The sequence below is a fragment of the Serratia sp. NA_13 genome (assembly GCF_052691735.1).
Genome location: NZ_JBQZFV010000003.1, coordinates 11,668 through 32,316, shown reverse-complemented (window position 1 = coordinate 32,316; position 20,649 = coordinate 11,668). Strand labels below are relative to the sequence as shown.

Sequence of the window (20,649 nt, the reverse complement as noted above, 5' to 3'; positions counted from 1 at the left end):
GCTTAGGCTACGTCTTCGCTAGCCTGTGGTACCGGCAGGCGGAAGCTGCGCGTGACAAAGGCCAGGTAAATCAGACCAATTGCCGCCCACACCAGGCCCAGCGTCATTGAGCTGGTCTCCAGATTCAGCCACAGTGCACCTACGGTCAGCGCACCCATAATTGGCAGGATCAGGTAGTTAAAGGTGTCTTTAACGGTACGGTTCAGCTTGTCGCGGATATAGAACTGCGAGATCACCGACAGGTTCACAAAGGTGAACGCCACCAGCGCACCGAAGTTAATCAGCGCCGTTGCGGTAACCAGATCAAACGAAACCGCAGACAACGCAATCACGCCGACCAGCAGCACGTTCAGTGCCGGGGTACGCCATTTCGGGTGTACATAACCGAAGAAACGCTCCGGGAAGACGCCATCACGACCCATTACATACATCAGACGCGAAACACCGGCGTGCGATGCCATGCCTGAAGCCAGCACGGTCACGCAGGAGAACACCAGGATCACCGACTGGAAGAACTTGCCGGCCACGTACAGCATGATTTCCGGCTGGGACGCATCGGGATCTTTAAAGCGTGAAATGTCCGGGAAGTACAGCTGCACAAAGTAGGACACCACGATAAAGATGATACCGCCGATCAACGCCGTCAGGAAAATGGCTTTCGGGATCACGTTCTCCGCGTCTTTGGTTTCTTCCGACAGCGAACTGATACCGTCAAAACCGAGGAACGAGAAGCACAGAATGGTCGCACCGGTAATCATCGGCACCACGTGCGCCCCCTCAGACCAGAACGGACGGCTGCTGATCAGTGTACCGGCACCTTCACCATGTGAAATACCGTTCACGACCAGGAACAGGAACACGATCATGATCGCCACCTGCACCACCACGATAATGGAGTTCAGGTTCGCCACCAGCTTGATGCCGCGCAGGTTGAACAGCGTCATCAGCGCAACCAGTGCCGCCACGAAAATCCACGAAGGCACGCCCGGGAAAATGGCTTCCAGGTAAATTTTGGCCAACAGGATATTGATCATCGGCATGAACAGGTAGTCCAGCAGTGATGACCAGCCCACCATAAAGCCGACGTGCGGGTTGATGGCTTTCTGGGCATAAGTATAGGCAGAACCGGCGGACGGGAATTTCCGTACCAGTTTGCCGTAGCTCAGCGCGGTAAACAGCACCGCCAGCAGAGCAAAGGCGTACGCAGTGGCGACGTGACCATCGGTCAGGCCGGATACGATGCCAAAGGTATCGAAGATGGTCATTGGCTGCAGGTAAGCCAGCCCCATCATCACTACCGGAACTAAAGTCAGGGTTTTACGCAGCTGTGCGCGTTCAGCCGGAGCGGCATTGATGATGTTATCGGACATGACGCAGCCCCCCCTTACCTTCGGTCTTGCGGAGCGTAGACACGCCAAGACTTAAGGTTGCGGGGAAACTTCGCAACTTGCGACTGAATTCAAAAAGAAGGGGATTGGAAGCTGGATAACGAGTCAAGGCGGCCTTGGCTGCTCCATAATCGCTGCGACCGCAGCGGAAACCGGCGGGCACCGGTGCTAAAGTGAAAAATTGCCCCATCTTTCTTATCCTCATGAGTCACGACCATAAAGTTTTATTTGATCGCGCACGAAACTATTTATCTATCCGGATCGGTGTCCGGCCTCGCTTGGTGTATGAAACGCACAGTTTGTAAAACACAAATGCAAAAAAAATAACCGACGCGTTAAAACGTCGGCTATCTGCATTTGGGATATTTTGCACCAGAACCCCTCCTGATGACAAGATCAGGAAGGTCTGTTACACAAATTCTTTTTGCGATCGTTCGGAAAACCACCCTTACAGGTGAATTAATCCGCTATCGTTTTATCACCTATCAAGTTAATGACGCACATTTTACGCCGCTTCAGGCATTTTTCAACATCCAGTCGATCTCGGTTTCCGTCACCAAGCGCTCAAACTGCATCAGTTCGTCCAGCTTGCAGGCGTGGTAAACGTGGGCAAAACGTTCACCCAGATACTGCGTTAGTTCATGCTGGTGCTCAAACTCGTACAGGGCATCGCTTTGACGGATCGGGAACGGCAACCCTTCCTGCTCCAGCCCGTTGCCGGTCACCGGCTCAGGCAACGGCAGTTCGTTATCCAGACCGTAAAGAATGCCTGACAGTATCGCCGCCACCACCAGATAAGGGTTGGCATCGGCACCCGCAACGCGGTATTCCACCCGATGATTTTCCGGTTCGCCGCAAGGAATGCGCAGTGCAACGGTGCGGTTGTTGTGTCCCCAGGAAGCCTGAGTCGGTACATACATGCCTGGCTGGAAACGGCGGAAAGCATTCACATTGGGTGCCAGCAGCGCCATCGAGGCCGGCATTAAGGTGATCATCCCGGCCAGCGCGCGATGCAGCAAGGGGGAATCTTCGCCGTCCGCTTGCGCGAACAGGTTGTTGCCGTTGCCGTCCAGCATGCTGATATGCACGTGCATGCCGCTACCGGCGTATTCTTCATAGGGTTTGGCCATAAAGGTGGCGTGCAAATGATGATTTTCCGCCACCATGCGTACCAGGCGCTTTAACCCCAGAGCATGGTCACAGGCCAGCAAGACGTTATCGGTATGCTGCAGATTCACCTCGAACTGGCCTGGGGACGCCTCCGCCACCGCACCGTCCGCCGGCAAGCCTTGCATCTGCGCCAGCGTGTCGATGTCGTTGAGCACCTCAGCAAAATGATTCAGGTTATCCAGCGAGTAAACCTGGCTCTGCATGTTGCGCTCCTGGGTACCGGGCGCGCAGGGAGGCTGTAAATACCCCTCGGAGTCTCGCTGCCTGTCAATGAGATAGAACTCCAACTCTACCGCTACCACCGGGAACATGCCGCGCTGGCGCAACGCCTGCCACACTCGATTCAGGACATTACGGGGTTCAACGTCAAAGGGAGTGCCATCTTCATCCAGCATGGTCAGTAATACCTGGCCAATATTATCCGGGTCCGCCGCTGAGGGAGTCAGTGAACCGGGCACCGGCATGCAAACACGGTCCGGTTCCCCCAGTTCCTGGCCCAGGCCCGCCTCTTCCACCACATTGCCCAAAATATCCATAGCGAATACCGAGGCGGGGAAGTAACAGCCTTTTTCCAATTTTTTCAGTCCGGAGACAGGGATGCGTTTACCGCGGAAGGAACCATTCAGGTCAGTGAGAAGGATATCGATATACTGCGTTGAGGGGTGGCGTTCCAAATAATGAGCAACCTCACGTTGGAACGCGCTACTTCGCCTCTCTTCATTATGCTGTGCAAAATTTTCAACTGCTGCGATATTGGTTTGCATACATCACCCGCCATTATGCTCTGAGAACGCGTTCGCGTTCACCTGCCGATAGGTTCAACACATGGTCTGATTTCTCTGTAGACTGCGCCAGAACTGGCGCTCAAAATAACATCCATAATATGAAACATAGCCTTAACACAAATGGTTTGCAAATGTTACAATCCTGTTTGATTATTCGCCACCGACTGCTAAATTGATAAAATATTGACCGAAAAGGTGTTAACTGCCTTTTTATGTATAGAATTTCGTCCACCAGAACGGGGGGATCATGGGCAATATATTTTCCAAATTGGTCGCAATTACCGATATCATGCCGTGTCGAACTCACTCAGACAGGCACCTGACATTGTTATTCATTTCTGCCTGTTGTCCCTACCAGAAGGAAGTACCGCTATGAGCGAAGTCAGCTTGGCGCCAGGTAAGCGCCTGTCACAGATCCGTCTGCAATTGGGTTTGTCGCAGCGCCGGGTCGCCGAACTGTCCGGGTTAACCCACAGCGCAATCAGCACCATCGAGCAGGACAAGGTCAGCCCGGCTATCAGTACGCTGCAAAAGTTGCTGAAGGTCTATGGGCTGTCTCTGTCTGCATTCTTTGCCGAACCAGAAGCCGCCAATGAACCCAAAGTGGTGATCGAAGCCGAAGATCTGATCGAAATCGGCAGTCAGGGTGTCTCGATGAAACTGGTGCACAACGGTAACCCAACCCGCAATCTGGCAATGATGCTGGAAACCTACCAGCCCGGCACCACCACCGGCGAAAAAATCAAGCACCAGGGCGAGGAGATCGGTACCCTGCTGGAAGGCGAGATTATACTGACCATCAACGGTCAGACTCACTGCCTGAGCGCCGGCCAGAGTTATGCCATCAACACTGGCATTCCCCACAGTTTCAGCAATACCTCGGCGCGCGTCTGCCGCATCGTCAGCGCTCACACCCCGACGACCTTCTGACAAACCGGACAAGGGGATGGCGCTGGCAGCTATTCCCTTTTCGCGGTATCCCGTTCAGTTTTGCCCTCTCCTCTGAACGGGCCCCTCATCAGCAAAAGATTATTTTCATCCTGATTATGCCATTTAGTTTGTTGAGAAAAACATAATCTGTGTTACAAAAGACTTAATTTAGCCATCTAAACACCTAAACGTCTTTTAATCACACTATGCCAACCACTACGCCCTCACGCTTAGAGATGCGCAATATCTCGATCGCTTTTGCCGGCTTCAACGCACTGCAAAACGTCGACTTCACCCTGCAGGGCGGCTCTACCCATGCACTGGTCGGCGCTAACGGCGCAGGCAAATCCACGCTGATGGCGATCCTCTCCGGCGCGCACCATCATTACCGTGGCGAGATCTTTATCGATGGGCAACAAGTGGATATTCATTCGCCGCTGCAGGCTCGTCAGCACGGGATCCATGTGGTGCAGCAGGAAGTCGATGTGGCGTTGATCCCCACGCTGTCGGTGGCGGAAAATATCATGCTCGACTGGCTGAACGAGCCGGGGCATTTGCTGAACTGGGCGCAATTGTACCGCCAGGCGGCGCAGCTACTGGCCCAGTTGGATCTAACCATTAACCTGAGCCAACGTTTGGCCGAGTGCTCGCTGGCAGAAAAACAGCAAGTGCTGTTGGCACGTGCGTTATCCCACCGCTGCCGTTTCCTGGTGCTCGATGAACCTACCGCCCCGCTCGATCGCGCCGAAAGCGAACGTCTGTTCCGCGTGGTGCGCCGCCTTAAGTCCGAAGGCATCGGCGTGGTGTTTATTTCACACCGTATTCATGAACTGAGCGAAATTTGCGACCGGCTGACGGTGCTGCGCGATGGTCGCCACGTCAGCGAAGACGCCATGCAGGGGCTGAGCGGTGAGCAAATCGTCGAGAAAATGCTCGGCCATCAGTTGAATGATATCTTTCCGCCGCCACGCCCGCCGCACGGTTCCCGCCCGCTGCTACAAGTGGAGGGCCTGAGCGATCGTCACAAACTGCGCGACGTCAGTCTGCGGCTGTATCAGGGGGAAATCCTCGGCATTGCCGGGCTGGCCGGGGCGGGCAAAACCGAACTGTGCAAAGCGCTGTTCGGCGCCACGCCGGCACGGGTTGCACAAGGCGAACTGCTGGGTAAAACCTGGGCCCCGCGAGCACCACACCTCAGCGTTGAACAAGGGCTGGCACTGGTGCCGGAAGAGCGTCGTAAAGAAGGCATTTTTATTGATGAAACCATCCCGATGAACCTGAGCGTCAGCGCCGACGACAGTTTTTCACGCTGGGGCCTGTTTAGTCGTCGTCAGGAACTGCGCTGGGCGCGGGACATTATGCAGCGCCTGAATATTCGCGCCTCCGGTCCACAGCAGCGGCTGGCCCGGCTTTCTGGCGGCAACCAGCAAAAAGTGGCCATTGGCAAATGGCTGCGCGGTGACGCCAGGATCCTGATTTTCGATGAGCCGACAAAGGGGGTGGATATCAAGGCCAAACAGGAACTGTTCACCCTGATCGACGGCCTGGCGCGCGACGGCAAAGGCATTATCTATGCTTCCGGCGAGTTTTCGGAGCTGGTCGGTTTGTGCGATCGCATCTGCGTACTGTGGGATGGCCGGGTAGTGGCGGAACTTAATGCCGCCGATATTGATGAAGAAACCCTATTACTGTATTCCACCGGAGGAACCCCTGCGTGAGTAAAGAATTATCCCTGCAGAATGCGCAACCCTGGCGCCATCAGCTGTTTGAGTTTCTCTATAAATGGGGGATGTTACTCACGGTTGTCGCGCTGATCGCCCTGTTCGGACTGGCATCGGACAACTTTCTCGATCCCAACAACATCATCAATATCTTACGCTCGATCGCCATCGTCACGGTAATAGCCATCGGGGTCTCCATCTCACTTTCGGTCGGCGGCTTTGACCTTTCCGTCGGTTCTACCGCGTCACTGGCTAACGCCCTGGTGGTTTCGCTGTTCGTCTGGTATGGCTTTGGAACTACCGGCGCGATTGTGCTGACGTTGCTGATTTGCACGCTGGTCGGTCTGTTCAACGCTTTCCTGATCGTGGTGCTGAAAATTCCCGATATGCTGGCGACCCTGGCCAGCCTGTTTGTGATCCAGGGCGTGGCGATGACCTACAGCTACGGCGGCTCCATCACCCAAAATATGCTGCTGCCGAACGGCGACATGGCGGAAGGCCTGATCCCTGATATCTTCTCATCTCTGGGCCAGGTACCGGTGATCGTGCTGATTATGCTGGCGGTCACCATTGTCGTGCAGTTGTTCCTGTCATTGACCAAGCATGGCCGCCGCATGTACGCCATCGGCGGTAATCCGGAAGCAGCACGCCTGTCGGGGATTCGCACCGTACGTTACAGGGTTGCGGCTTATGTCATTTCTGCCCTGCTGGCCTCGCTTGGCGGCATACTACTGGCGTCACGTATTGGTTCCTCGCAGGTCAACGCCGGTGGCAGTTATCTGATGGATGCGGTCGCCGCCGCCTACATTGGTTTTTCACTGGCTGGCTCAGGCAAGCCCAATGCGCTCGGCACGCTGGTCGGTGCGGTGATCCTCGGTGTGCTGCAAAACGGCCTGGTGATGCTCTCCGTCCCTTACTACGCCATGGACATTATCAAAGGCCTGGTGTTGGCTCTGGCGCTAGCGATCACCTACATCCAGAAACGCTGACTCCCCCGGCGCGCGCCCTGCCGCGCCGGTTTTCCATTTAATTCATGCGGTTATCCTCCCATTCTCTTTTTTAATCATACGAATGATACGAATTATCATTTGTGTTTACATTTTGTTTAAAATCCTTACAATGGCCTGACGAAATATTGCCGAAACGATGAACCTCGCAATGACGAGGCTCCGTTTCCACCTATTATTCAAAACGTTAAACCGACATTTTGTCGATTTACATCAGACCAGGAAAGGTTTGCCTCATGGAAAAGCCACGTTATAACCAGCTCACCGCACTGATTATTGCAGCACTCGGCAGCGCCAGTGCGTTCGCCGCACCACAGAATGACGCACAGGACACCATGGTGGTTACTGCCTCGGGTTTCCAGCAAAAAATCCAGGACTCCGCCGCTTCTATCTCGGTAATCCCACGGCAGCAGATTGAAGACAAAGCCTACCGCGATATCACCGATGCATTGAAAGACGTGCCGGGCGTGGTAGTCACCGGCGGGGCCAGCAGCAGCGATATCAGCATCCGCGGCATGTCCTCCAAATACACCCTGATTCTGGTCGACGGCAAACGCGTAGACACCCGTGGCACCCGCCCGAACAGCGATAACTCAGGCATCGAACAGGGCTGGCTGCCGCCGCTGGAAGCCATTGAGCGCATTGAAGTGGTGCGTGGGCCTATGTCTTCTCTGTATGGTTCTGACGCCATGGGCGGCGTGATCAACGTGATCACCCGCAAGACTTCCAGAACGGAATGGAAAGGCTCACTGCACGGTGACGCCACCTTCCAGGAACGCAGCGACTCCGGCGATATTTTCCAGACCAACGCCTACGCCTCCGGCCCGCTAATTGACGGCCTGCTGGGCCTGCGGGTCAACGGCCTGCTGTCGCGCCGTGCCGAGGATAAAATCGTCAACGGCTTCAATGAACAGCGCATGCGCAGCGGCACCGCGGTGTTTACCCTGACACCGGATGATAAAAACGAATTCGACTTTGAAGTTGGCCGCTCGCTGCAGGACCGTAACAGCACGCCGGGGATGTCGGTGGTTACTGAGCGTTGCAGCAAAGGAAAATGTACCCCGAGCAAAGTCAGCGAAAGCAAGTATACCCGCACCAACTATGCCCTGACGCATAACGGTTATTACGACTTCGGTAATACCACCAGCTACATCCAGCGTGAAGAAACCAATAACCCGGGCCGTAACATGAAGATGTATAACACCATCTTCAACACCCAGAACCAGTTTGAACTGGGCGCCCATATGCTGAACCTGGGCGGCCAGTATCGTTACGAAAAGCTGGGCGACAGCGGCAACAAGCTTAAGGCGGCTCAAGGCTTGAACCAGCTAACTCGCTGGAGTTGGGCGCTGTTTGCCGAAGACGAATGGGCGATGACCAATGACTTCAGCCTGACCAGCGGTATCCGTATGGATCAGGACCAGAACTACGGCAACCACTGGACACCGCGCATGTACGGCGTCTGGCACCTGACCGAACAATTTACCCTGAAAGGCGGCGTTTCCGCCGGCTACCGTTCGCCGGATCTACGCCAATCCTCTGCCAGTTGGGGCCAGACTACCGGCGGTGGCGTACGTAAAGGGATTATCGTCGGCAACCCGGACCTGCAGCCAGAGAAAAGCCTGAGCGAAGAAATCGCCGTTATGTGGGATAACCAGCAAGGCCTGAACGCCGGCGTGACGGTGTTCAACACCGATTTCAAAGACAAGATCACCGAAGTCAGACGCTGTGAAGATACCCCGGACTGTACCATTGGCGGTGAACCCTATGACTTTATCAGCGATCGCACCAACGTGGATAAAGCCAATATGCGCGGCGTAGAAACCACCTTTGGCTGGCAGATCAACAAGGACTGGAAGTGGAATACCAACTACACCTATACCTCATCCGAACAGAAAAGTGGGGAATTCCAGGGCCAGGCGCTGAACCAGATGCCAAAACATATGATTAACAGCGTGCTGGATTGGCAAGCAACTCACGACGTCAGCCTGTGGTCACGCGTTAACTTCCGCAGCAAAACATCGGAGTACCTCAGCCGCACTTCAATGGCCAAGAGCACCCCGTCTTACACCTTTGTCGACGCCGGTCTGAGCTATAAGGCCAACAAGAACCTGCAGGTCACCGGCGGGGTTTACAACATCCTCGACAAAACCGTGGATTACGACAACTACAACACCACGCTCGATGGCCGCCGTTACACCGTCGGCATGACCTACAACTTCTGATTCGATAAAAAGGCCCCGAATTCGGGGCCTCACCATTTCTAAAAACAATTCAAACTACCGGCTGGTTCACCAACCCGTCGATCAATACCTGCGGAGAACCTTGCGAACAGCGCTCAATACGCCCGCGAACGCCATAAACCCTCGCCAAACTCTGCGGCGTGATCACCTGTTCCGGCGCCCCGTCGGCAATCAACTCACCGTCCTGCAGCATCAACACATGATCGCCATGGCGCAGGGCTATATTAATGTCATGCACCACCACCACAGTGATGATATTGCGTTTACGCGTCTCTTTGCGCACCAAATCCATCACGTGGAACTGGTAGTTGAGATCGAGCGCGCTCAGCGGTTCATCCAGCAACAGCAGCGAAGGCTGACGGATCAGCGATTGCGCCAGGCCAACCAGCTGTTTCTGGCCGCCGGAAAGCTGGTCGAGGTAGCTCAGCGCCAAATGTGCGATACCAAGCTGCTCCAGCAACGCCATAACTTCCGACTCGCTACTGGCGTTGCTGCGCCCGCCCGAGGCGCGTTGCGCCACGATGATTGACTCCAGCACATGCAAATGCACCCCGGCGGGCAACGATTGCGGCAAATACACCACTTTCTCGGCCCGGCGGGCAAAAGGCATCTGCATCAGATCGATGTCATCGAGCCACAGTTTCCCCTGCGCCGGGTTCAGCCCGGCCAGCGCGCGCAGCAGCGTCGACTTGCCGCTGCCGTTCGGCCCCAGCAGAACGGTGATTTGGCCACGTGGCAACATTGGCACCGCCAGATCGCTTATCACCTGACGCTTCGGATAACCGGCGGAAAAATGCTCGATACGCAATCCCTGACTCATACATTCCCCCGATGACGCAGAATAATACTCAGGAAGAACGGCACCCCCACCAGCGAGGTGACGATGCCGACCGGAATGATGATCCCCGGGATCAGGTTTTTCGAGGCCACTGAGGCCATCGACAGCACCAGTGCGCCAATCAACGCACTGGCCGGCAGATAGAAACGATGATCTTCACCGAAAATCATGCGGGCGATATGTGGTGCTACCAGGCCGATAAAACCAATAGGGCCAACAAATGCCACTGCCAATGCGGAGAGAATACTGATACGCAGCAAGGTGGTCAGGCGCAGGCGGCGCACGTCGATGCCGAAGCTCACCGCTCGATCTTCACCCAGACGCAGCGCGGTCAACTTCCACGAACTCATCATCGACAACGGCAGCAGTACGACAAATACCCCAAGCAGGATGCCCAGTTTGTCCCAGGAGGCACGCGCCAGGCTACCCATGGTCCAGAACACCAGCCCCTGCAACGTGTCTTCGCTGGCAATAAACTGCATCATGGAGACCAGCGCGTTAAAGGTAAACACCAGCGCAATCCCAAACAGCACCACCCCAGAGGTAGCAACTCGCGTCCAGCGTGTAATACCGTCCAGCATCAGTGCAGCAAACAAGGCGAAAATAAACGCATTAGCGGAAATAAACCACTGGTCAGGAATGCCCGGTACGCCAATCCCCAGCACAATGGCCAGTGCCGCGCCGAAAGCGGCAGCAGAAGAAACCCCGAGGGTAAAGGGGCTGGCAAGCGGATTATTCAGGATGGTCTGCATTTCTGCCCCGGCCAGGCCAAGCGCAAAACCCACCACCACGGCCATCAAGGCATAGGGCAGACGGATATCCCAGACAATCACCCGCGTACCGGCATCTGCCACCGCAGGGTCAATCAAGGTTTGCCACAGGGTGGACAGCGAAAGCCCGGATGGCCCCAGGGTAAAATCCAGCAGCAGCGAACCCAAAATCGCCAATGCCAACACCCCCATCATCAATAAACGGTGGCGGAGAATATGGTGATAACGCCCCATAACGTTGACGTCGGGTTGCCCCTGGGCGTCAGACAGAGGATCGGTGGATACGCTCATTATTTCGGATACCTGTTACGACGATGGCCCCGGCAGGGTGCCAGACGGCCGCCTTGAAGCGGATAAGCAGCCGATAACAATAAAGCAAACGATAATACTTATCAATCATACCAATAGCTATTACCTGCCATGTTAATATGTAACGCTTTATTTTATAAAGCGATTAACCACATAGGCCTGACAAATTTCCAATGCCGCACAGGGTTAATAATTCCGAAAGTTTGGCCGCCCCGCGCCCGACTATGACAAATTGCAACGAAACCACATAGAATCCAAAGCCAGACCGGCAAAGGGCGTGCCAACCCCCCATGCCAGATATTTAGGGCCCGTTAGCGGGCCTTTGCTAAAGAGGTCGCAATGCGAAGTCGCTCCCCAATGTTAACGCCTAAAAAACCCGCGCTACTACATTGGCTGGTACAAAGTCCACATCAGGCTGATAACGCCCAATTTCAGCGCCAAATGCGGCATACTCTGGTGCCGTCCCCCGCCACTCCCTGGCTGAATGCCGCCGGGGTGGCGCTGCTGCTGCTGGCGTATGGCTGGCTGAGCAACCTGGCGATCGCAGCTGCTCTGCTGACGTTGCTGATACTGCTGAGCGCCGGGCGCTGGGGGCTGGTGCGCGCCACTCCTCCTCTCAGGCCAACAGCCATGCTGGTGACGGTGCTGCTGTGGTGTTCACTGGTGGGCGCAACTGCACTGCTGGCGATGCTTTCAGGCCGTATGCTACTGATCCTGTCCACCGGCTTATTGATTACCGCGCTGGCCTTCTGGCTGATGCAACGTCATGCCGCCGCCCCGCGCTTTGCCCTGCTGGAAGTAATGCTGCTGACGCTGCCCTACCTGTTGGCCGCACCGTTATCCCGCGTGCAAAATCTGTTTTTACTGGCAGACATCATCCCGCTGTGGCTGCTGCTGGCTTATGGACTGATCGCGTTTTACCATCGTCAGGTGGCGCAACAGGTCACTTTAACCACAGAAAAGCAACAAGCGGCCCATCAAGACCATTTAACCGGTTTTCTTAACCGCGCGGGCGGGGAAGCGGTAATGCAGGATATTTGCCGCCCTTCCCCAACGCAGCATCCCCTGTCACACCTGTTTATTATTGAATTTACGCCACTGGCGGCGCTCTACCAGAGCCACGGGGTACTGATCGGCGATGACGTGTTACGTACCATCGGCGAACGCCTGAAAATGCTGGTGCGCCCGAGCGATTTTGTCTGCCGCTATAGCGGTGGCCAATTTCTGATCCTGGTGCACGGCCTGCCTTACGGTTCCGAAGGCGAATTTTTGGCGCGTATCATTCCACCGTTGGAGGTGCCTTACGACTTTGGCGCTTTCGGTGAGGTGACATTGCGGCTCAATAGCGGAGTACTGGCGTTAACCCAGGATTATAAAACGGTTGAAAGCCTGATGACGGCGGCGCAGCAAGCGCTGGGGATAAAAGGAAAGGAATAAATCCGTTGTTTCAAGCTGCAGCCAAAGGGTCAGCTGCAGCTTGAAATTTAACGGCTATAGACAGGGATTACTTCACGTCCATTTTCGGGAATTCCATTTCGCTGTACTTCACGACACGGGTGCCGCGCGTCAGCTTGTAGCCGAACCAGATAATCAGGAACAGCGGAAGACCGATATAAGTTGCGGTCACGCCGTACCAGTCGATGCGGTCTTGCAGGAACGCCTGATAGTTCTGCCCCAGCGTAATAATCAGACAAAGGACAAAAGCAAAGATCGGGCCCAGCGGGAAGAAACCGGAACGGTAGGGCAAATCGTTCAGCTCACGTCCCTGAATCATATAGCCGCGACGGAAACGGTAATGACTGATGGCAATCCCCAACCAAGCGATAAAGCCGGTCATCCCCGAGGTGTTCAACAGCCATAGATAAACCGACTGGTTGCCGAACATCGAGCTCAGGAAGCACAGACCCGCCACCACGGTAGTGGCGTACAGCGCGTTGCGTGGCACTCCACCTTTCGACAATTTGGCGAAGATACGCGGCGCTTTGCCTTCCGATGCCAGAGTAAACAGCATACGGGTAGAGGCGTACATCCCGGAGTTACCGGCAGACAACACCGCCGTCAGGATCACCGCATTCATCACCGCCGCCGCCGACAGCAAACCAGCATGCTGGAATACCAGCGTGAACGGGCTGACGCTGATGTCTTTCACATCGTTACGCAGCAAGCTCGGATCGGTATACGGAATGATCAGGCTGATAATCAGAATGGCAAAGATATAGAACAGCAGGATACGCCAGAAGACCTGACGTACCGCGCGCGGGATGTTTTTGCCCGGATTTTCCGACTCACCGGCCGCGATGCCGATAAGCTCGGTACCCTGGAACGAGAAGCCGACTATCATCGCCACGCCGATCATCGCCGAGAACCCTCCGGCAAACGGCGCATCGCCAATAGTCCAGTTCTGCCAGCCCGCGTGCTCGCCCCCATTGAGGATGCCGAAGATCATCAGCACGCCGATACCGATAAAGATAATCACGGTGGTCACTTTGATCAGCGAGAACCAGTATTCCGCTTCACCGAAGCCTTTGACCGAAATGTAGTTCAACAGGAACATCAGGCAGAGGAACAGTGCGCTCCAGATCCAGCCGGGCGTATCCGGGAACCAATAGGTCATCACCAGTTGCGAAGCCACCAGGTCAACGGCGATGGTCACCGCCCAGTTGTACCAGTAGTTCCAGCCCAGCGCGAAGCCGAAGCCTTCTTCTACGTATTTGGCACCGTAGGTGGAGAAAGAGCCGGACACCGGCATAAAGGCTGCCAACTCGCCCAGGCTGGTCATCAGGAAGTACACCATCAGTCCGATCAGCGCGTAAGACAGCAGTGCCCCACCTGGACCTGCCTGAGAAACCGTAGCGCCAGAGGCCACAAACAGACCGGTGCCGATAGAGCCACCAATAGCAATCATGGTTAAGTGCCGAGCTTTCAGCTCGCGGCGCAATCCGGGTGCTGCTTGCCCCGATGTTGTTTTTATATCCTGCTGAGCCATTCTTACCCTATCTGCTGGTCAAAAAAAATGAGGGCGGATTGTAACAAATACCCGCCGGCGAACTAGTAACATTGCACTGATATAAGATAGCTTCATAATTCAGGGCTAATTATTAGCGACAGGCCAGAATACCTTACTTACTGTCATTAATGTGACAAGGCGCAGCTTTTTATGCTTTGTTTCTTGTTTCGGAGACGTTATTGAGGCTGAAACCCGCAGTAACCGAGAAAACGCTGCAGCGCGTTGGAGATATGCTTTTGCCGGTGATGGATCAGATAAAGGGTGCGTATCAACGGCGGCAACGGGATATTCAGCTCCACCAGCACGCCGCTGGCCAACTGTTCGCCAATCACCCGCCGCGACAGACAGCTGATCCCCATACCGTGGCGAACCGCATGTTTGATCGCTTCCGAATTGCCCAGCTCCATCACCAGTTGGAAGTGCGGCAAGTGCGCCAGCAGCAGATGATGTAGCACCTCGCGCGTACCCGACCCGCCTTCACGCAGGATCCAGGGGGCCGTAGCCAGCATTTCCAGGGTCAGCGGTTGCCCGGCCAACGGGTTGTCCGGCGCGGCAAATACCACCAACTCATCTTCCAGCCACGGTAGAGTGATCAGTTCCGGCATATGGCAAGGGCCTTCAATCAGCCCAAGATCGACGCGGAAATCCGCCACCGCGCCGATCACCTCCTGGCTGTTGCCGACGTTCAGTTCCAACGGCGAAGCAGGGAAATCATGCCGATAATGGGCGATCATCTCCGGCAGCATATAGTTACCGATGGTACTGCTGGCACTGATGCGCAACGCACCGCCGTCATGGCGGAACAGTTGTTCAATCTCCCCCGCCTGCTCCAGCAGCGCCAGCGCCTTCGGGTACAGCAACCTGCCATGTTCATTAATGACCAGACGCTTGCCCACGCGATCGAACAACTGCACGCCCAATTGCCCTTCCAGATCGGCCAGCGCTGCGCTGACCGCCGACTGTGATAACGCCAGAACTACCGAAGCCTGGGTGGTCGAACCGCTCTTAAGTACTTCGGCAAACACTTCCAATTGACGTAAGGTGATATGCATAGCGTCTCGGTTTTAATCAAAGGTGACATCGAAAAAAGTCACTGAAATTAATGCAAAATCTGCGCTGCTGACCGGCAACAACGCACAGGGTGAATAATATTAATGGTACCACGTTTGCAGAAATCAGCATGAAAGCCGCCCACGCTGATATTCGCCAGGTTCGGTTATCGCATTTAAATCGGTGCCTGCTGGCAGAGTTTTATCGGACACAGGAACCGCACCGGTATCCTTCGCAGTGATCGCATCCTTGGTCGCCAATTTCCCCAACCCTAGGTTTTTCTGCGATGCTTCCTGTGCATTTTTCCTGCGTCAGCGATTTCTGAGTGGTTGTTTTTGATTGCCAGATAATCCGACACCACCGGGGCAGCCGTAACTTTCACGACCCGATTGGCACTTACCCCCGACACACTCCCCGTAACGCTGATCGTGGCCGTCCCCTCACCCGCGTCCATGAGTCAACCATCTGTCGTCAGACTCGCGACAACACTGTCTGTCGAAGCATAGCTTAGCGTTTCCGTAGCATTCGCTGGCGTCTTCGTCACAACCAGCTCGTAGGTGTCACCTGCAACCTGATCGGGAATAGCCGCCAGCGCAATTGACGTGAGCAGAATATCCACTCTAACCGTCACGCGAACGCTTAAGCCGGAACTGACGCTGGCGATGATGTCCGTAGTGCCTGGCCCAGTCCCATGAAACAGCCCGTTGCCATCAATGGTACCCACGGCCGTATTCGTGCTTATCCACGTTACCGGGAAGTTGGGAGCCAAATCAGCGGGTAAGACCTGAGCGGCAAATTGTTGTGTCTTCCCAGCCCCAATACTCAGTGATGATGGCGTAACGATAATTTTCGTCGGCGTAGGGTCCGGTTTTATATTGTCTGCCCGAGCCGTTTTAACGATATACATTAACGCTACGTTAACGGGATGTGGCGCATTCATATCTGTTGAATCGTCATATTTTACGGGGTTACCACTTCCCAATGATTGGCCTGCCTGACCGTTTGGGATCTGGCTGAAATGCGGAAACTGTTCTGGACATCAAAACTCTCTAGCACCATAAGATTGCCCGTGCCAATTTTAGCCGCGAACTGGCATCGTAAAATCGTCTCCGCGTTCCCCGCTATCTGCATTTGCATGCCCTATCAAATGATAGTGGTTCATGTCTACTGGAAGCTGAACGCTAAGTATCCCTCGTCCTGGTTCAGGATCTTCGCCACTCCCATGAGCCCAGCCGCGAACAAACCGCCCTCGCAAGTCAGGCACATTACCCGATGGGAAATGACCGAGCGTACGGCAGTTCACTATAGACGTAGGCAGAAGATGAGAAGCAGTAAACAGGCCTCGTTTACCATATTTAATTGTGTTGTTAATTTATTTTCAAGGTAATCATTCGTTTTCCAATGATTATTTTTAACTTGACGAATATCTATACGCACATTGTTTTTTACGTTTTGATTTATTTCACATTTCCACCATTTCCTCTTCTGTTATGAAAATACATCTTGCGTGAAAATCAGTTGGCCGCGCCGCTTATTAAGGTACCTACTTGATTTTTTTTGTGTGTCGGCTAGATTGAAATCGTACGTATTCGTACAAATTAAAAATTAGAGGTTAACATGAGCATTAATAGTAATAGCATATCCGAGTTTCTGAATTCCGAATTAGAAGTAACTGACAGCGTTTGTACTGAATTTATCAATATCAGAGACGTTGGCACCAACCGTGTCGAAATGGATTCAGATATTTTAGATAACAGTGATAAAAGTAGTGTAGATAGAGACATGACGGTTTCCAAGCATACGCATAAAATATCTAGCTCCATTACTGTTAGCTCAGGAACAGAGTTCTCTTTTGGTCAAGAAATATCTATTGAAGCATCAGGTAAAGTGGGGCTTCCCTTGGTTACCAAAGGAGAGGTAAAAACGACAGCCAAGCTCGTTGCAGGACAGAAGTTTAGTAGCTCTCGCTCTGTGGTAAAGACTGAGGAAAAAACGATTGAATATGGTGGTGGAGTACAGAGGGTTAAAGCTGGTAAAATTTTGAAGGTCTCATTCGTTTATGAAGAATCACAAATCACGGGAACAGCAAAAATAAAAAGACCTATAAAAATTTGTTATTTAGAGCGCCTTAAGAAGGTTGCTGTAAACTATTGGGATGGGGAAAGTGCGGTAGATAAAGAATACTTAAGTTTCAATAACACATATGATATCTTTGATTTAATTAGACGTAAAAAAAATGGATTATCAACAGCTAATCTTTTCCTTGAGTACCGCAGTGATAAATACACACTACCAACCTACTCGATATATCCACTTATTGAATTCGATGATGTAAATAAAATTGTATATTTAAAGGAAGAAGAGGCAGACTTTAAAATATCCATAGGGAGAAAGATTGTCCAGACTATCTCTGATGGAGAGACCGGTGAGGCCTATTACAGGCTAGAATTTGCATGAAACATACGTGAAATAATTTTCAATTATAAGCCTTAAGCTATTTAAATGTCCGAAATAAAAATAACTTCCTTACCCCCATTGCTATGCTTTCTAAATTGGCGATGGGGGTTTGAGGGCCAACCGTACGAAAACGTACGCTAAGAGTGAGGTGGTTGTTTGAAAAAACGTTTAGTAAACAGCGCTGTCCGTTAAATGCCATTTATCGATTAAAAAGACATCATTTCGAGGGCGCCGGGCTAGTCATTCGGCGAATAAATTTTCAATAAACTATGAACGTTCATTCCTGAATCAGGCTTGGTTAAGATTTCCCCCCCCCCCCCGATAAGTTGTCTGGCTAGACTAATGGATGATTCATTTCCAGCATCAACTACAGCTTCGACAATCAACCCATTTTCGGAATGCGGAAGCATCTCGTTGATTGTGGCAGGGCCTTGAATACTTCGTAGATGGTGGCTGGGCGTTCTTCCAGCGCCTCAAAGAGGACGGCGGCGGCTACTGGCTCGGGCGAACATATAACGATGCGTTCATATTCGGACTTGGACGACCAACGTCGCTATTTGAAGGTATCCAATTCATCCTGGCCACGAGGTCAGTTGAGCGAAAAGCAGGTAAGTTTGACGACGATTTCACCCTCACTTAGAAGGAGGTCACACATTGCAGTTAATGCCTGACGATAATTGACAATCTAACCCATAGACCATCGCGATCAGCCTTTCCTTCAACCTTCAGCCGTCCGCGTCCCAAGTAGTCCCAATACCACTTATACAGATAGGTTATAACCATATAATCAATTTCTCTTTTATACGGTCAGAACGTAGTCTGTGCTCAAGAATTTGAATAAAAGGGCTGACTTATGGCGACCAATACCACAGATAATTTCCCCACTCGGCAATTTGCCCTGTTCGGTTTACCTCACCTGATACCAGGACTGCTGTTGACTGCGGCTATCACCGCGTTAGCCGTCTGGATCGGTGATATTCCATGGGTGGCCGGACTGGGGCTGGGAGCGCTGACGCTGGCGATTCTACTCGGCATTGTGGTGGGCAATACGCTGTATCCCTGGTTACAACCGAGCTCTCACAGCGGCGTTCAGTTCGCCAAACAGCGCCTGCTGCGGTTGGGTATCATCCTTTACGGCTTTCGTCTGACGTTTCAGCAGATTGCCGACGTAGGTACTACCGGTATCATCATAGATGCGTTAACGCTCACCACCACTTTCCTGCTCGCCTGCTGGTTGGGCAAAAAAGTGTTTGGCCTCGACACTCATACCACCATGCTGATCGGTGCCGGCAGCAGTATCTGCGGCGCGGCTGCGGTAATGGCTACCGAACCGGTACTGAAAGCCGATGCCAATAAGGTGGCTGTCGCCGTGAGCACCGTGGTGGTATTCGGCACGCTGGCTATCTTTGCCTATCCGTGGCTGTACCATCTGAACGAACAATTTCAGTGGCTGCCGTTTAATCAGGAAAGTTTCGGCATCTTCACCGGTTCGACTATCCACGAAGTGGCGCAGGTCGTCGCCGCCGGGCATGCCATCGGCCCGGATGCTGAAAACGCTGCGGTGATCTCCAAAATGATCCGTGTGATGATGCTGGCCCCCTTCCTGGTAGTGCTCTCAGGGTTTATCAGCCGCAGTCGTAGCACTGACAACGGCGGTGAGAAAGCAGAAAAATCTGCCATCACCATTCCCTGGTTTGCCGTGTTGTTTATCGCCGTCGCCGGGCTGAACTCTTTCAACCTGATCCCGGCTACGCTGGTAAAACACTTGATTACTGCGGATACCTGGATGCTGGCGATGGCCATGGCAGCTCTGGGATTGACCACCCACATCAGCGCCGTGCGCCAGGCGGGGGTAAAACCGATTCTGCTGGCCACCCTGCTGTTCATCTGGCTGATTGTCGGCGGCAGTGCGATTAATCTGCTGGTGCAACATTTCCTCTGATTCCCCCGTAGTGCTCCCACGACCTCAGGCCCGCCATCGCGGGCCTGAACTTTTTCAGCCATTCAATCCTTCCGCTATCAATGCCATAATGACGCCGATTACACAGGAGAATGAAAATGAAGTTTGTCGGTGCACATGTCAGCGCGTCAGGCGGCGTGGATCAAGCGGTTATCCGCGCGCACGAATTAGAGGCGACCGCATTCGCCCTGTTCACTAAAAATCAGCGTCAATGGAAGGCCGCTCCGCTGCCTGCCGATGTGATTGATAAATTCAAGAGCGCCTGCGCGCAATACGGTTACGGCCCAGGTCAGATCCTGCCGCACGACAGCTACCTGATTAATCTCGGCCACCCGGTGACCGAGGCGCTGGAAAAATCCCGCGAAGCCTTCCTTGATGAAATGCAACGCTGCGAACAACTGGGGCTGACGCTGCTGAACTTCCACCCTGGCAGCCATCTGATGCAAATTGAGGAAGACAAATGCCTGGCACGCATCGCTGAATCCATCAACCTGGTGCTGGATAAAACCAGCGGTGTGACGGCAGTGATCGAAAATACCGCCGGTCAGGGCAGTAACCTGGGCTTTAAGTTCGAACATTTGGCGGCGATCATCGACGGCGTGGAAGACAAAAGCCGCGTCGGCGTCTGCATCGACACCTGTCACGCCTTTGCCGCCGGTTACGATTTGCGTACCGAGGAAACCTGCGAAAAGACTTTTAAGGAACTCGGTGAGGTGGTGGGCTTCAACTATTTGCGAGGTATGCACCTGAACGACGCCAAGAGCGAGTTCGGCAGCCGCGTCGACCGCCACCACAGCCTGGGTGAGGGCAACATCGGTAAAACGGTGTTCAGCTACATCATGCGCGACTCGCGCTTCGACAATATCCCGCTGATCCTGGAAACGGTGAACCCGGATATCTGGGCGGAAGAGATCGCCTGGCTGAAAGCCCAACAGTAATTGATGCAATAAAAAACCGGAGCCTAGACTCCGGTTTCAGACTGATGACAAACCTCATTCCTGCCCAGAGCGAAGT

The 20,649-nt window shown here is 53.6% G+C and carries 15 protein-coding genes; 8 read left to right on the top strand and 7 right to left on the bottom strand.

Going from position 1 to position 20,649, the window contains the following annotated elements; genetic code table 11:
• Positions 1–2: 2 nt before the first annotated feature.
• Positions 3–1,370 carry an APC family permease gene (locus ACUTSU_RS06765; RefSeq protein ID WP_445650352.1) on the bottom strand — a complete coding sequence of 456 codons (1,368 nt, stop codon included), beginning with the start codon at positions 1,368–1,370 and terminating at the stop codon, positions 3–5.
• Positions 1,371–1,903: 533 nt separating this feature from the next.
• A complete protein-coding gene (locus ACUTSU_RS06760) occupies positions 1,904–3,322 on the bottom strand; it encodes a glutamine synthetase family protein (RefSeq protein ID WP_445650351.1) in 1,419 nt (472 codons plus the stop codon).
• A gap of 393 nt (positions 3,323–3,715) precedes the next feature.
• Here ACUTSU_RS06760 and puuR point away from each other — a divergent pair, with 393 nt between their 5' ends.
• The 4 genes from puuR to ACUTSU_RS06740 all read left to right on the top strand — a co-directional run bounded on the left by puuR (position 3,716) and on the right by ACUTSU_RS06740 (position 9,226).
• Positions 3,716–4,273, top strand: coding sequence for an HTH-type transcriptional regulator PuuR (puuR, locus tag ACUTSU_RS06755; protein WP_445650350.1), 558 nt, complete (start codon positions 3,716–3,718; stop codon positions 4,271–4,273).
• Between the two features lie 206 nt (positions 4,274–4,479).
• Positions 4,480–5,991 (top strand): sugar ABC transporter ATP-binding protein, encoded by a 1,512-nt coding sequence (locus ACUTSU_RS06750; protein ID WP_445653934.1) that lies wholly within the window; start codon positions 4,480–4,482, stop codon positions 5,989–5,991.
• The gene (locus tag ACUTSU_RS06745; RefSeq protein ID WP_445650348.1) at positions 5,988–6,983 is read left to right on the top strand and encodes an ABC transporter permease; all 996 of its coding nucleotides are present in this window, start codon (positions 5,988–5,990) and stop codon (positions 6,981–6,983) included. Before ACUTSU_RS06750 ends, ACUTSU_RS06745 begins: the two co-directional genes overlap by 4 nt.
• Positions 6,984–7,237: 254 nt before the next feature.
• Positions 7,238–9,226 (top strand): ligand-gated channel protein, encoded by a 1,989-nt coding sequence (locus ACUTSU_RS06740; RefSeq protein WP_445650347.1) that lies wholly within the window; start codon positions 7,238–7,240, stop codon positions 9,224–9,226.
• A 49-nt stretch (positions 9,227–9,275) separates the two neighbouring features.
• Here the strand turns inward: ACUTSU_RS06740 and ACUTSU_RS06735 are convergent, their stop codons facing one another.
• On the bottom strand, positions 9,276–10,064 hold the full coding sequence (locus tag ACUTSU_RS06735; RefSeq protein WP_445650346.1) for an ABC transporter ATP-binding protein: 789 nt from the start codon (positions 10,062–10,064) through the stop codon (positions 9,276–9,278).
• Positions 10,061–11,143 (bottom strand): FecCD family ABC transporter permease, encoded by a 1,083-nt coding sequence (locus ACUTSU_RS06730; RefSeq protein WP_445653933.1) that lies wholly within the window; start codon positions 11,141–11,143, stop codon positions 10,061–10,063. The genes ACUTSU_RS06735 and ACUTSU_RS06730 overlap by 4 nt, the downstream gene beginning before the upstream one ends.
• A 357-nt stretch (positions 11,144–11,500) precedes the next feature.
• On the opposite strand from ACUTSU_RS06730, the gene ACUTSU_RS06725 reads away from it, so the two are divergent.
• Complete coding sequence (locus ACUTSU_RS06725; protein WP_445650345.1) at positions 11,501–12,598, top strand: GGDEF domain-containing protein; 1,098 nt, start codon at positions 11,501–11,503, stop codon at positions 12,596–12,598.
• Between the two features lie 67 nt (positions 12,599–12,665).
• Here the strand turns inward: ACUTSU_RS06725 and ACUTSU_RS06720 are convergent, their stop codons facing one another.
• The 3 genes from ACUTSU_RS06720 to ACUTSU_RS06710 all read right to left on the bottom strand — a co-directional run bounded on the left by ACUTSU_RS06720 (position 12,666) and on the right by ACUTSU_RS06710 (position 16,125).
• Positions 12,666–14,147, bottom strand: a complete 1,482-nt coding sequence (locus ACUTSU_RS06720; RefSeq protein ID WP_445650344.1) for an amino acid permease — start codon at positions 14,145–14,147, stop codon at positions 12,666–12,668.
• Between the two features lie 197 nt (positions 14,148–14,344).
• A complete protein-coding gene (yieE, locus tag ACUTSU_RS06715; protein ID WP_445650343.1) occupies positions 14,345–15,220 on the bottom strand; it encodes a DNA-binding transcriptional regulator YeiE in 876 nt (291 codons plus the stop codon).
• Between the two features lie 455 nt (positions 15,221–15,675).
• The gene (locus ACUTSU_RS06710; protein WP_445653932.1) at positions 15,676–16,125 is read right to left on the bottom strand and encodes an Ig-like domain-containing protein; all 450 of its coding nucleotides are present in this window, start codon (positions 16,123–16,125) and stop codon (positions 15,676–15,678) included.
• Between the two features lie 710 nt (positions 16,126–16,835).
• On the opposite strand from ACUTSU_RS06710, the gene ACUTSU_RS06705 reads away from it, so the two are divergent.
• The 3 genes from ACUTSU_RS06705 to nfo all read left to right on the top strand — a co-directional run bounded on the left by ACUTSU_RS06705 (position 16,836) and on the right by nfo (position 20,573).
• Positions 16,836–17,675 (top strand): hypothetical protein, encoded by an 840-nt coding sequence (locus ACUTSU_RS06705; RefSeq protein WP_445653931.1) that lies wholly within the window; start codon positions 16,836–16,838, stop codon positions 17,673–17,675.
• 853 nt (positions 17,676–18,528) lie between these two features.
• Positions 18,529–19,617 carry a YeiH family putative sulfate export transporter gene (locus tag ACUTSU_RS06700; RefSeq protein WP_445650341.1) on the top strand — a complete coding sequence of 363 codons (1,089 nt, stop codon included), beginning with the start codon at positions 18,529–18,531 and terminating at the stop codon, positions 19,615–19,617.
• A gap of 116 nt (positions 19,618–19,733) precedes the next feature.
• Positions 19,734–20,573 (top strand): deoxyribonuclease IV, encoded by an 840-nt coding sequence (nfo, locus tag ACUTSU_RS06695; RefSeq protein ID WP_445650340.1) that lies wholly within the window; start codon positions 19,734–19,736, stop codon positions 20,571–20,573.
• Positions 20,574–20,649: the final 76 nt, after the last annotated feature.